Genomic DNA, 12,397 nt, shown 5'->3' on the forward strand with positions numbered 1-12,397 from the left:
TACTGCAATTCTTTGCGGTTCTCTGCGCTTCTGCGTTAAAAGCTTTTTCTGTATTTCAAAGTCCCGGCCCGGCCGTCTGGCGAAGGAAAAGCAATACGGTTAAGCTATTTGGATGCAACCTGCCCGCCGTTATCAACCCGATGCGATTATTCAGCGCCTGCCGCCAATCCTGGCCAATCAGATTGCCGCCGGGGAGGTGGTGGAGCGGCCGGCGTCAATCGTCAAGGAACTGGTGGAAAATGCGCTGGATGCCGGCGCCAGACGTATTGATGTGCAGATTCGCAATGGTGGGTTGGAGCAGATTCAGGTCAGTGATGACGGCTACGGGATTCGGCCCGCGGAGCTGGAGCTGGCGGTCAGTCCGCACGCGACCAGCAAGATTGCCCAACTGGCGGATCTGGAGAATCTGGCCAGTCTCGGTTTTCGTGGCGAGGCACTGGCCAGCATTGGTTCGGTGGCGCGCCTGGTGATCGACTCCCGTTTCACTGATACCGCGGAAGCCTGGCGCCTGAGCCTGACCGATCGCGAGGCCGGCCCGCAGCTGGTCCCCGTAGCCCATCCGGTGGGAACTACTGTCAGCGTTTCCGAGCTCTTTTATAACACCCCGGCACGGCGCCGCTTTCTGCGTACCGAACGCACCGAATATCGCTATATCGAAGACATGCTCAAGCGCCTGGCCCTGAGCCGCTTCGAGGTGGGCTTCAGTCTGCGGCACAACGCTCGGGAGGTTTTCCGCCTGCCGCCGGCGACGACAGCCGCGCAACAGGCCCGGCGGGTCGAGCGGCTGTGCGGCAAGGCGTTTTATGCGCAGGCATTGCATATTGATTACAGCCTGGAGGGCTTGCGGCTGTGGGGCTGGCTGGCGCGCCCCGAGGCGGCGCGCAGCCAGGCCGATTTGCAGTATGTGTATGTCAATGGACGCAGTGTGCGCGACAAGTTGATCAACCACGCTCTGCGTCAGGCCCAGGGCCAGCTCTATCCCGGTCGCCATCCGGCCTGGCTGCTGTATATGGAGCTGGACCCGCTCAAGGTGGATGTGAATGTGCATCCCACCAAACATGAAGTCCGCTTTCATCAGGCGCGCCAGGTGCATGATTTTCTTGTCCACGCCGTCAGCGAGGCGCTGGCCGAGGACTCTGCCGCTGCCCGGCCAGCGACGCGGGGATGGAATCCGTCAGCGGCTGAACCGCGGGGCCCGTTTTACAGCCCGGCGGAGGGCAATATTCCCGCCGCCTGGTCGGTTCGCGAGGCCGCCCGGGTCGAGGCACCGGCGGCGGTGAATAGCGATGATACCCGGTCCGATAAACAGATCCTGGCCACACTGGCGGGAGGGTATCTGGTGGTGGAAGAGCAGGGCGCATTGTTGCTGATTAATGCTCCGGCGGTGCGTGCGGCGCAACTGGCGGCCAGCTTTGCCAGCGGTGAAGCGCAGACCGCCAGGCCGCTGTTGATTCCCGAGACCATTGAGTTGTCCGCAGCGGCGCTGCAATGGCTGGAAGAACAGGCTGTATGGCTGGCTCGCCACGGCATCGATGTCAGTGCGATCAGTGAAACCTCGGTGCTGCTGCGTCAGGTGCCGGCTGCGGCGGCTTCCCATGAACCGGCGCAGTGGCTGACGGTATTTGTCGAATTGATCCTCGCGGGGACCGCGCCGGAGGTTGCGCTGGCACAGGTGCTGAGTTGTCCGCCGAACTGGAGTGCGGTCGAACAACAGGCACTGGTGCGCGATGCCCTGAGCTGGCAGCGGGATCCACAGCCTGCCCGCTACTGGCTACGCTGGGATCAGGCCGCGTTGCAGACGCTGTTCGAAACGTGAGTCTGGCCTCGGCGTCTCTTCCTCCGGCGATCGCCCTGATGGGGCCGACCGCCTCGGGCAAGACCGACCTGGCCGTGCGGCTGGTGCGGGAGCTGCCAGTAGAAATCGTCAGCGTCGATTCGGTGATGGTCTATCGCGGTATGGATATCGGCTCGGCCAAGCCAGGCCCCGAGGTCCTGGCCGGAGCGCCCCATCGCCTGATCGATTTTCTGGATCCGGCTGAAGCCTGTTCGGCAGCCCGCTTTGCCGAACTGGCTCGTCGTGAGATGACCGAGATTACCGCCGCCGGGCGGATTCCCCTGCTGGTCGGCGGTACCATGCTCTATTTTCGCGCCCTGATCCATGGTCTGTCCCGCCTGCCGGCGGCCGATCCCGTACTGCGCACGCAACTGGAGCAGGAGGCGCTGGAACAGGGCTGGGCGGCGATGCACGTCCGACTGGCCCGGGTGGATCCGCAAGCCGCAGGACGGATTCATCCCAATGATCCCCAGCGTATCCAGCGGGCGCTGGAAGTGTATGAGCTGACCGGGGTGCCGTTGAGCCAGTTGCAACAACAGAATGAACCGTTGCCCTGGCAGTTTGTCAAACTGGCGCTGATTCCCTCGGATCGGGCCGTATTGCACGAACGCATTGCCTGTCGGTTTGCGCAAATGCTCGAGCAGGGATTCGTCGAGGAGGTCGAAGCCCTTTACAGGCGTGGGGATTTGAATGAGCAGATGCCCTCGATACGGGCGGTAGGCTATCGCCAGCTGTGGCACTACTTGCAAGGCAGGAACAACTATACTCAAATGCAGGAACAGGGTGTGGCGGCGACTCGCCAGCTGGCCAAACGCCAGCTGACCTGGTTGCGCAGCGAATCGGGGGTCCGGAGCTTTGATGCCCTTGATCAAAAAAGGGAGGATCAGGTCTTGAAATGGTTAGCCGGCTCACCCATTGATACAGAATGAGTATGGTAAGATAATTTTTGAATTTTTATAAGGTTATAAGAACAGGCCCGATCGTCTGAGACAATAACTATAACATGCGGAGATAATAACATGAGTAAAGGACAGTCCTTACAAGATCCGTTTCTCAATGCCCTGCGTAAGGAACGCGTCCCCGTTTCAATTTTTCTGGTGAACGGGATTAAATTGCAGGGGCAGGTCGAGTCATTTGACCAGTTTGTGGTGCTGTTGCGTAATACAGTTAATCAAATGGTTTACAAACACGCGATTTCTACCATCGTGCCGGCACGCAATGTGAAGCTGCCGATGGCGGAAGATAACGGCAAGGCTAATCTTTGAATCGCCAACCACGGTTGGTCAGGATGGTATTGATTGTTTGAACGTCCACAAGCCGGTGAGCGGGCTGTTCTGGTTCACCTGGCTCTGCAAGCGGAGCAGCAACAGGAAGAACCCGGAGAATTTCGGGAACTGGCTGTCTCCGCCGGTGCTGAACCGATCGCGGTGATCACCGGTTCACGGGCGGTGCCCCACCCCCGTTATTTCGTCGGTACCGGCAAGGCCGAAGAGATCCGTGAAACTGTCAGGGAACTTCAGGCCGATCTGGTACTGTTCAACCATGCCTTGTCTCCGGTCCAGGAACGTAACCTCGAACAACTGCTCAAATGCCGGGTGCTGGATCGCACCGGCCTGATTCTGGATATTTTTGCCCAGCGGGCCCGGACGCATGAAGGCAAGTTGCAGGTCGAGCTGGCGCAACTTAAACACCTTTCTACGCGCCTGGTACGCGGCTGGACCCATCTGGAGCGTCAGAAGGGGGGGATCGGTCTGCGCGGTCCCGGTGAAACCCAGCTGGAAACCGACCGCCGCCTGATTGGCGAGCGGATTCGGCAGCTCAACAAGCGGTTGGAAAAGGTCCGGCGTCAACGCGAACAGGGACGCCGCGCTCGCAAACGCCGCGAAATCCCCACGGTCTCGCTGGTCGGTTACACCAACGCCGGCAAATCCACCCTGTTTAACCGACTGACCGACTCCCGTGTGTATGCGGCCGATCAACTCTTTGCGACCCTGGATCCGACCCTGCGCCGGCTGGAACTGGCCGACGGTCAGGCCCTGATTCTGGCCGACACGGTGGGATTCATTCGCCATCTGCCGCATGATCTGGTGGCGGCGTTTCGTTCCACCTTGCAGGAAACCCGCGATGCGGACCTGCTACTGCACGTGGTGGACGCCTCCAGCCCCGAACGTGACGGGAATATCGAACAGGTTAACGCGGTATTGAGCGAAATTGACGCCAGTGATGTGCCCCAGTTGCTGGTTTACAACAAAATCGATCAGCTCGAGGAGAGCGAACCGCGGATTGAATACGACGAGCGCGGTCTGCCGTGGCGGGTCTGGGTCTCGGCCCGCGACAGTGCCGGCCTGGTCGAGTTGGGCGAGGCGCTGGCGGCGCGGCTGGATCGTGGCCGGGTCTGCCATGAGCTGCTATTACCGGTGGCTGAGGGACGACTGCACGCGCGGTTATATGAAGTGGGCAAGGTCCACCGTGAACAGGTGGACGAGCAGGGTAACTGGCTGATGACTGTCGAAATGCCTCGTGCCGAGTGGGACGCGCTGGATAAGCATTATGCGATTGGCGCGCATCTGGCCGACGAGGAAGAGGCGGCCCGGCTTGCCCGGCTGGCTTCCTGACAAGCGGCGGGACAAACGCAGATGAGCTAAATCCGGAGCATGCCTTGCGGCAGGTAGCGAAGCCCCATAGAATTGCCCTTCGGTCACATTGAAAATTCTATTTTCCTGAATTGAACTGCACGCGCTGATTCAGAACACATATCACGGAGCATCACATGGCCTGGAATGAACCTGGTGGTTCAAATAACAAGGATCCCTGGGGTAATCGCAATAACCCGCAAGGCGGCCCCCCGGATCTCGACGAGGTAATCAAAAAGCTGCAGGCCAGGTTTAGCGGCTTGTTTGGTGGCAAAGGCGGTGGGGGCGGTCCTCGCATACCCGGCGCCGGCGGCTCCATGGGATTGAGCCTGATTATTCTGGTGCTGCTGGCGGTCTGGGCGCTGTCCGGCATCTACATCATCAATGAAGGCAAGGAAGGCGTGGTATTGCGCTTCGGTAAATTCCACACCATCCAGCCACCCGGTCCGCACTGGTATCCGCGTTTCATCGATACAGTCGATATCGTGGATGTCTCCCAGGTGCGTTCGGTACATATTGGTGAAGGCAGTAACGAAGCCCTGATGTTGACCCAGGACGAGAATATCGTCGATATGGAATTCGTAGTGCAGTACAACGTGCGTGATTCACGCCGTTTCCTCTATCACGTGCGCGAGCCGGAAATTTCACTGCGCCATGTTACTCAAAGTGCCGTACGCGAGATTGTCGGTAACAACGAGATGGAATTCATCATCACCCAGGGCCGTGACAAAATTGCTGCAGAAGCCTGGGACCGGATTCAGGGCATCCTCGACAGTTACGAGACCGGTTTACAGGTGCGTGGTTTCAATATGCAAAAGGCCCAGCCACCGCAGGAAGTCATGGCGTCATTCGACGACGTGGCCGCGGCGCGCGAGGACCGGGAAAAGTTCATGAACCAGGCGATGGCCTACGCCAACGACATTCTGCCCCGGGCCGAAGGTCAGGCGCAGCGTTTTCTGGAAGAAGCCAAGGCTTACCGCGATGAGAAAGTTTCTATCGCCGAGGGTGATGCCGAACGTTTCCTGGAAATCATGCGTGAATACAAGAAGTCGCCCCGGGTCACGCGCGAGCGTCTTTATCTGGAAGCGATGGAAGAGCTGATGGGGAAAAATCCCAAGGTTATGGTTGATCTCAAAGAAGGCAACAATCTGATGTATCTGCCACTGGACCAGCTGATGAAGCAACGTGCCAGTGGTTCAAGTAGTAATAGCGATGCTTCACAGGGGTCCGGGCCGTTCTCCCGCCAGAAAGAGGATTTCGGGCTGGACCAGACGCGTGAGCGCGATCGTTCAAGGGAGGTGCGCCAATGAACCCGAAACTTCTGGGCGCCGTCATCGTCCTCGCCATCGTTGGCTTTGTGGGAAGCAGTAGCGTTTTCACCGTCAATGAGCGAGAGCTGGCCATCCTGTTTGCCCTGGGTAAGATTGATAAAGCGGATTATGAACCGGGTATCCATTTCAAATGGCCGTTCGTGAACAACGTACGCAAGTATGAAAAGCGTATTATTACCGCCGATACCGCCCCGCAGCGTTATCTGACCCAGGAACAGAAACCGTTGATCGTGGATTACTACGTCAAGTGGCGGATCCGCGATGTCGAGACCTACTACAAGACCATGCAGGGCATGGAAACCCGGGCTCGTCAGCAGTTTCAATCGATCGTCAACAAGGGATTGCTGGACGCCTTCGGTGAGCGCACCCTGCAGGAGGTTATCTCCAGTGCGCGCGATGAAATCATGCGTGATATCACCAAGAAAGCGAGCGAACGGGTCGAGAGTTTCGGTATCGAGATCGTTGATGTCCGTCTCAAGCGTATCGAGCTGACCGAGCGGGTCTTCAAGAATATCTTCGAACGCATGAAGTCGGCGCGTAAAAAGGAAGCCAATGAGCTGCGTGCTTCCGGTGAAGGTGAAGCGGAACGGATCCGCGCCGAGGCCGAACGGCAGAAAACCGTGATGCTGGCCAAGGCCTATCGCGAGGCGCAGGGTATTCGTGGTGAAGGTGATGCCCGGGCTGCGTCCATTTATGCCGGGGCTTATCAGCAGGACGAGGAATTTTATTCCTTCTATCGCAGCCTGACGGCCTATCGCAAATCGCTGGTCGGCCAGGGTAACCTGATGGTGCTGGAACCGGATTCCGACTTCTTCAAGTATTTCAAGGATAATAATCCCGCCAACAAGTGATGCACCGATAACGTTTGTTTAATCACGCTTTCGGACGTCATTTATGTGGCAGGAATTGATTGTGGCTATCGCACTGGTGCTGGTGATCGAGGGGATTACACCGGCACTCAGTCCCGCCTCTTTTCGTCGTGGTCTGATCATGGTGGCCCAGATGAGCGATCGCGTTTTGCGGCGTATCGGGCTGGCTGCCATGCTGGGCGGGGCGTTGTTGATCTATCTGGTCAAGGGTTAGAAACAGAATGAAATCCGATCGTTGGTTGTTACCGGAAGGGATCGAGGAGGTCCTGCCAGAACAGGCGCGCCGGCTGGAGATGCTGCGCCGTCGTTTGCTCGATCTGTATGCCAGCTGGGGCTATGAGCTGGTGATCCCACCGATGATCGAGTATCTCGATTCCTTGCTGACCGGAACTGGTCATGATCTGGATTTGCAGACCTTCAAACTGACCGACCAACTGACCGGTAAGCTGATGGGTTTACGCGCGGACATGACCCCCCAGGTGGCGCGCATCGATGCCCATACGATGAAAAAGGACGGCCCGTCACGGCTTTGCTATATCGGTTCGGTATTACATACCCGATCGGACGGTTTTGCCGGTTCGCGCAGTCCGATGCAGGTTGGCGCCGAACTCTACGGTCACAACGGAAGCGAAAGCGACGTGGAAGTGTTTCGCCTGATGCTGGAGACCCTGCGCCAGAGCGGTATACCGAATCTCTATTTCGATCTGGGTCATGTCGGTATCTATCGACAACTGGTTCACGCGGCAAAACTGTCCGATGAACAACAGGCTGAACTGTTCGATGCCCTGCAACGCAAGGCGATCCCCGAGATCGAACAGCTGCTGGATAACAGCTCGGTGGACAGGAAGATTGCCGAAGGATTGCTTGCTCTGGCGACGCTCAACGGGGATGACTCTGTCATCGATGAAGCGCGCCGTCTGCTGACGTTCGCCGGTGACGGCGTTGCCCGGGCGCTGGATAATCTGCAGGCCGTGGCGCTACAGATCAAGGCTTATGAGCCGGCGATTCCCCTGCATTTTGATCTGGCCGAATTACGCGGTTACAACTATCACACCGGCGTGGTCTTTGCTGCTTACGTGCCGGGGCGTGGACAAGCTATAGCCGTGGGCGGGCGTTATGATGAAATCGGCAAGGTCTTCGGTCGTTCCCGGGCCGCCACCGGTTTCAGTACCGATCTCAAAACACTGATCGATCTGGGCGAGACGTGGAACACGCGGCCCGGCGCGATTTATGCCCCGGTCGCGGAGGATGCCGGCTTGCGCGAGCAAATCGAACAACTTCGCCGACAGGGCGAGCGGGTAATCAATGCCCTGCCGGGGGACAACAGCAATCCGCAGCAACTGGGCTGCGATCGCAAACTGGTCAGGGATGGCAAGGCATGGCAAATTGTAACGATTTGATAACAACAACAGGCTGAAGTCATGGGCAAGAACGTCGTCATTATCGGGACCCAGTGGGGAGATGAAGGTAAAGGCAAGATCGTCGATCTGTTGACCGATCGGGCTTCCGCAGTGGTGCGATTCCAGGGTGGTCACAATGCCGGGCACACACTGGTGATCGGCGACAAAAAAACCGTCTTGCACCTGATCCCCTCTGGCGTGCTGCGCGAAAACGTCCAGTGCCTGATCGGCAACGGCGTGGTGCTCTCGCCCGAAGCATTGCTCGATGAGCTGACGATGCTGGAAAACGAGGGCGTCCCGGCACGCGAACGACTGCGCATCAGCGAAGCCTGCCCGCTCATTCTGCCCTATCACGTGGCCCTGGATCATGCCCGCGAAGTGGCGCGCGGTAAAAAAGCCATCGGTACTACCGGACGGGGCATCGGCCCGGCCTATGAAGACAAGGTCTCGCGCCGCGGTCTGCGTCTGGGCGATCTGTTTCACCGCGAACGCTTTGCCGCCAAGCTGGGCGAGATCCTCGATTATCATAACTTCGCCCTGAAAAACTATTTCAAGGTCGAGCCGGTGGACTTCAACCAGGTGCTGGATCAGGCCATGACTATGCGTGAGGAATTGCAACCGCTGGTGGCCGATATTCCCGAACTGCTCAATCAGCATATGCAGGCCGGCAACAACATTATGTTCGAGGGCGCCCAGGGCGCGTTGCTGGATATCGATCACGGGACCTACCCGTTTGTCACCTCGTCCAACACTACCGCCGGTGGCGCGAGTACCGGCAGTGGCATGGGCCCACGCAATCTCGATTACGTGCTGGGGATCACCAAGGCCTATACCACCCGCGTCGGCTCCGGCCCGTTCCCTACGGAGCTGTACGATGGCAATCTGTTAATGGATGAAGTTGGTGCGCGACTGGCCGAACGCGGCCACGAGTTCGGCTCCACCACCGGCCGCCCGCGGCGTTGCGGCTGGTTCGACGCCGTGGCGCTGCGCCGTTCGGTCTTGATCAACAGCGTCAGTGGCCTGTGTATCACCAAGATGGACGTGCTGGATGGTCTGGATCAGATTCAGATCTGCGTGGGCTACAACTGTAACGGTGAAATGCGGGATACTCCGCCGGTCGGCGCCGAAGCGTTTGAAAGTTGCGAACCGGTTTACGAAGCGATGCCGGGCTGGCAGGAATCGACCGTCGGCCTGAAAAGTTACGATGAGTTGCCGGCCAATGCCAAGGCCTACCTCAAACGCATCGAAGAAGTCACCGGCACCCCTGTTGACATCATCTCCACCGGCCCCGAACGCAGCGAAACCATCATCCTTCGTCATCCGTACGACGTTTAACGGCCCGCCGGGCCGTTAAACAGGTGCCAGGTCCTGGTGACTAGTATCTGGCACCTGTACTTTGCACTCGGAACTCAGCACTCGGAACTTATATTAGAGGTAGGCCGGACATAGCGAAGCGGTGTCCGGCAATCGCTCGATGCCCGATACCGCTTCGCTTTATCGGGCCTACTCTCACTCCCTGTGCCTTAAAGTCGAACACACTGGCAACAGCCTGTGTGATATCGGATGTTTATAAGAGCTTTACCACGAAGACACGAAGTCTCGAAGCGGATTAATTTCTCCTTCGTGTCTTCGTGGTAAAAAATTGCCTGATAGAGGGAATGTCAGGTAGCGTTGCGCACGATACACTCTTAGTATTCAGAATTCAGAATTCAGAACTCAGCACTTATATCAGCGCGACACTTTTCACCTGCGCATAGACCTGTTTGCCGACTGCCAGTTCCAGATGCTCGGCGGACTTGCGGGTAATGCGGGCGAGCAGGGTGGTGCCGTTGGCATCGAGTTTGACCAGTTGCTGTGAGGGGTTCTCTTCAGCGATAGTCTCAATGGTGACGGGAAAGATATTCAGGATGCTGGTATCTGTTTGTTGTGACAACGCCAGACTGATATCCCGGGCCTGCAGACGTACCCGCACCGCCTGACCCACTGGCAAGTCGGTCTGTGTCACCGTCAGTCTCCCGCCGGCGAACGCCAGATAGCTCAAACCATACTGCTTATCGTGTTCGTTGACTGTGGCCTCCACAATGGTCTCGGCATCGGGGGCATGGGCCAGCGGCAGATCGAGCCGGTTTAACAGTTCGATGACGCTGCCGGTGGCCTGTACCCGCCCCTTATCCAGCATGATCATCTGTTGGGCCAGTTGCGCCACTTCACTGTGATCGTGACTGACATACAGCACCGGGATCGCCAGGTCCTGCGACAACTGTTGCAGGCAGGCCATGATGGCGTTTTTGCTGTCGCGGTCCAGCGCGGCCAGTGGCTCGTCCATCAGCAATAGTTGTGGGGCAGACAGCAGGGCGCGACCGATCGCCACCCGCTGGCGTTCGCCACCGGAGAGGTTCTGGACGGAACGGTTTTGCAGTTGATCGAGACCCAATCGATCGATGATGCGTTCCGGAATCACGTCGCCCTGATCGCCGCCACGACGATAGCCAAAAAGCAGGTTATCCCGCACGGACAGGTGGGCGAACAGATTGGCTTCCTGAAAGACGTAGCCGACAGCGCGTTGATGCACCGGTACAAAAGTATGATTATCCTGCCAGGTGGTGTCTCCCAGTTTGACACCGCCCCGGGCCCCCGGCTCCAGACCGGCAATGCACCGCAACAGGGTGGTCTTGCCGCAACCCGAGGGACCGAACAGGGCGGTGATGCCCTGGGCGGGCGCACTGAGCTCAACGTCAAGCGTGAAATTACCGCGCAAGAGTTGAAAGCGTGCCTGCAGTGTCATGCGGGCAGTACTCGCAAACGCCGGTTATAGCGATAGACCAGCAGTAGCATGATGAACGAGGCCAGCAACAAACCGCCGGCCAGCCAGTGGGCGCTGGCGTAGTCCAGTGCCTCGACATGATCGTAAATGGCAATCGACAGCACTTGGGTTTCGCCTGGAATGTTACCGCCGATCATTAGCACCACGCCGAATTCCCCCACGGTATGCGCAAAGCCGAGGATAGTGGCGGTAATAAAGCCGGGCCGGGCCAGGGGAAGGATAACGCTGAAAAAACGATCCAGGGGCGCGGCGCGCAGAGTGGCGGCCACCTCCAGCGGCCGGCGGCCGATGGTGGCAAAGGTATTTTGCAGTGGCTGTACCACAAATGGCAGGGAATAGAACACCGAACCGATCACCAGACCGCTGAAGGTAAAGGCCAGCGAGCCCAGTCCCAGCGCCTGTGATGTCTGGCCGAAGATCCCTTGTGGCCCCAGGGCCAGTAACAGGTAAAACCCGAGTACCGTGGGCGGCAGAACCAGCGGCAGGGCGATCACCGCTTCGATCACCGGTTTGATCCTGGCGCGACTGTGGGCCAGCCACCAGGCCAGCGGGGTGCCGAGCAGTAATAAAATCACCGTCGTGAGCGTGGCCAGCTGCAGTGTGATCCACAGGGCCTGCAGGTCGTTCGCGCTGATCATTCCCTCTCCTGTGACGCGGTGGCGTAGCCGAACCGGCGAATGATCCGACCGGCAGGCTCATTTTTTATATAGGCGATAAATGCCCGGGCCGCCGGCGTGTCGTTCAACAGGACCGCCTGCTGCTCGATCGGATCATAGAGCGATTCGGGAATGGTCCACAGCGAGCCCTGTTGTGCCATGCTCGATCCTTGCAGCTGCGAGAGCGCGACAAAGCCCAGTTGCGCATTGCCGGTAGCAACAAACTGAAAGGTCTGCGCGATGTTCTCACCGCGCACCAGACGCGATTGCAAGTGCTCGTACAGCCCGCGTTGTTGCAACACCTGCTTTGCCGCCAGCCCGTAAGGCGCCAGACGCGGGTTGGCCATCGCCAGCCGTCGGAAGGTGCCGCTTGCGAGCACCTGGCCTTTGTCATCCACATAACCGGGTTTGGGGCTCCACAGCACCAGCTTGCCGACGGCGTAGGTAAATCGACTGCCCGCCACGCTGCGCTGTTGTTGTTCGAGCAAGCGCGGGCGGCGCGCATCGGCCGCAAAAAACAGATCAAACGGCGCGCCGTTGCGGATCTGTGCATAATGCTTGCCAGTCGAACCGCTGGCCAGAATCACCCGATGTTCGCTGTTCGCTTCAAAATTCTCGACCAGGACTTCCAGCGTCGTTTTGAAATTCGCCGCGACCGCCACCCGCAGGGTCTCTGCATTGACCTGTTGAATCACGGCGCCACTCAGCAGATGGATTATCAGAGCAATACGACCAGTTTGTTTAACAATGCTTGTTAACAACGTTTGCAACAATGCCCTACTCCGCGTTCTTTGCGCCTCTGCGTCCTCTGCGTTATTGACAGTAGAATTCAGTCAGTGACACGCCCTTT

12 protein-coding genes are annotated in these 12,397 nt (G+C 58.4%); 9 read left to right on the forward strand and 3 right to left on the reverse strand.

Features of this window, described 5'->3' with window-relative positions; all coding sequences use genetic code 11:
• Positions 1-112: 112 nt before the first annotated feature.
• The 9 genes from mutL (at position 113) to R6U90_RS02235 (ending at position 9,402) form a co-directional block, all read left to right on the forward strand.
• Positions 113-1,816: a DNA mismatch repair endonuclease MutL gene (gene mutL / locus R6U90_RS02195; protein ID WP_410351025.1), complete on the forward strand. Its 1,704-nt coding sequence runs from the start codon at positions 113-115 to the stop codon at positions 1,814-1,816.
• Between the two features lie 38 nt (positions 1,817-1,854).
• Entirely contained in the window at positions 1,855-2,763 is a 909-nt protein-coding gene (miaA, locus tag R6U90_RS02200) for a tRNA (adenosine(37)-N6)-dimethylallyltransferase MiaA (RefSeq protein ID WP_410351065.1), read from the forward strand.
• Positions 2,764-2,853: 90 nt separating this feature from the next.
• Positions 2,854-3,099 carry an RNA chaperone Hfq gene (hfq, locus tag R6U90_RS02205; RefSeq protein ID WP_410351026.1) on the forward strand — a complete coding sequence of 82 codons (246 nt, stop codon included), beginning with the start codon at positions 2,854-2,856 and terminating at the stop codon, positions 3,097-3,099.
• Positions 3,100-3,132: 33 nt separating this feature from the next.
• The gene (hflX, locus tag R6U90_RS02210) at positions 3,133-4,449 is read left to right on the forward strand and encodes a ribosome rescue GTPase HflX (protein ID WP_410351027.1); all 1,317 of its coding nucleotides are present in this window, start codon (positions 3,133-3,135) and stop codon (positions 4,447-4,449) included.
• A 155-nt stretch (positions 4,450-4,604) separates the two neighbouring features.
• Positions 4,605-5,777, forward strand: a complete 1,173-nt coding sequence (gene hflK / locus R6U90_RS02215) for an FtsH protease activity modulator HflK (RefSeq protein ID WP_410351028.1) — start codon at positions 4,605-4,607, stop codon at positions 5,775-5,777.
• Positions 5,774-6,649 (forward strand): protease modulator HflC, encoded by an 876-nt coding sequence (gene hflC, locus R6U90_RS02220; protein WP_410351029.1) that lies wholly within the window; start codon positions 5,774-5,776, stop codon positions 6,647-6,649. Before hflK ends, hflC begins: the two co-directional genes overlap by 4 nt.
• A 61-nt stretch (positions 6,650-6,710) precedes the next feature.
• Positions 6,711-6,881: a DUF2065 domain-containing protein gene (locus R6U90_RS02225; protein ID WP_410351030.1), complete on the forward strand. Its 171-nt coding sequence runs from the start codon at positions 6,711-6,713 to the stop codon at positions 6,879-6,881.
• Between the two features lie 7 nt (positions 6,882-6,888).
• Complete coding sequence (locus R6U90_RS02230) at positions 6,889-8,067, forward strand: ATP phosphoribosyltransferase regulatory subunit (protein WP_410351031.1); 1,179 nt, start codon at positions 6,889-6,891, stop codon at positions 8,065-8,067.
• Positions 8,068-8,088: 21 nt separating this feature from the next.
• The gene (locus tag R6U90_RS02235) at positions 8,089-9,402 is read left to right on the forward strand and encodes an adenylosuccinate synthase (RefSeq protein WP_410351032.1); all 1,314 of its coding nucleotides are present in this window, start codon (positions 8,089-8,091) and stop codon (positions 9,400-9,402) included.
• A 388-nt stretch (positions 9,403-9,790) separates the two neighbouring features.
• On the opposite strand, the gene modC is transcribed toward R6U90_RS02235, so the two are convergent.
• Genes modC through modA form a run of 3 tightly spaced genes read right to left on the reverse strand, consistent with a single transcriptional unit; the run spans position 9,791 to position 12,320 of the window.
• Positions 9,791-10,852 carry a molybdenum ABC transporter ATP-binding protein gene (gene modC, locus R6U90_RS02240; RefSeq protein WP_410351033.1) on the reverse strand — a complete coding sequence of 354 codons (1,062 nt, stop codon included), beginning with the start codon at positions 10,850-10,852 and terminating at the stop codon, positions 9,791-9,793.
• On the reverse strand, positions 10,849-11,529 hold the full coding sequence (modB, locus tag R6U90_RS02245; RefSeq protein WP_410351034.1) for a molybdate ABC transporter permease subunit: 681 nt from the start codon (positions 11,527-11,529) through the stop codon (positions 10,849-10,851). The genes modC and modB overlap by 4 nt, the downstream gene beginning before the upstream one ends.
• Positions 11,526-12,320 (reverse strand): molybdate ABC transporter substrate-binding protein, encoded by a 795-nt coding sequence (modA, locus tag R6U90_RS02250; RefSeq protein WP_410351035.1) that lies wholly within the window; start codon positions 12,318-12,320, stop codon positions 11,526-11,528. Before modA ends, modB begins: the two co-directional genes overlap by 4 nt.
• Positions 12,321-12,397 lie beyond the last annotated feature (77 nt).

Source organism: Thiohalophilus sp. (assembly GCF_046483665.1).
Lineage (GTDB): Bacteria > Pseudomonadota > Gammaproteobacteria > UBA6429 > Thiohalophilaceae > Thiohalophilus.

Excerpts from the sequence above, each read along its gene's own strand:
- R6U90_RS02235 (WP_410351032.1), top strand. The coding sequence starts at position 8,089 with ATGGGCAAGAACGTCGTCATTATCGGGACCCAGTGGGGAGATGAAGGT.
- modB (WP_410351034.1), bottom strand. The coding sequence starts at position 11,529 with ATGATCAGCGCGAACGACCTGCAGGCCCTGTGGATCACACTGCAGCTG.
- mutL (WP_410351025.1), top strand. The coding sequence starts at position 113 with ATGCAACCTGCCCGCCGTTATCAACCCGATGCGATTATTCAGCGCCTG.
- modC (WP_410351033.1), bottom strand. The coding sequence starts at position 10,852 with ATGACACTGCAGGCACGCTTTCAACTCTTGCGCGGTAATTTCACGCTT.
- hflK (WP_410351028.1), top strand. The coding sequence starts at position 4,605 with ATGGCCTGGAATGAACCTGGTGGTTCAAATAACAAGGATCCCTGGGGT.
- R6U90_RS02230 (WP_410351031.1), top strand. The coding sequence starts at position 6,889 with ATGAAATCCGATCGTTGGTTGTTACCGGAAGGGATCGAGGAGGTCCTG.
- miaA (WP_410351065.1), top strand. The coding sequence starts at position 1,855 with ATGGGGCCGACCGCCTCGGGCAAGACCGACCTGGCCGTGCGGCTGGTG.
- hflC (WP_410351029.1), top strand. The coding sequence starts at position 5,774 with ATGAACCCGAAACTTCTGGGCGCCGTCATCGTCCTCGCCATCGTTGGC.
- hfq (WP_410351026.1), top strand. The coding sequence starts at position 2,854 with ATGAGTAAAGGACAGTCCTTACAAGATCCGTTTCTCAATGCCCTGCGT.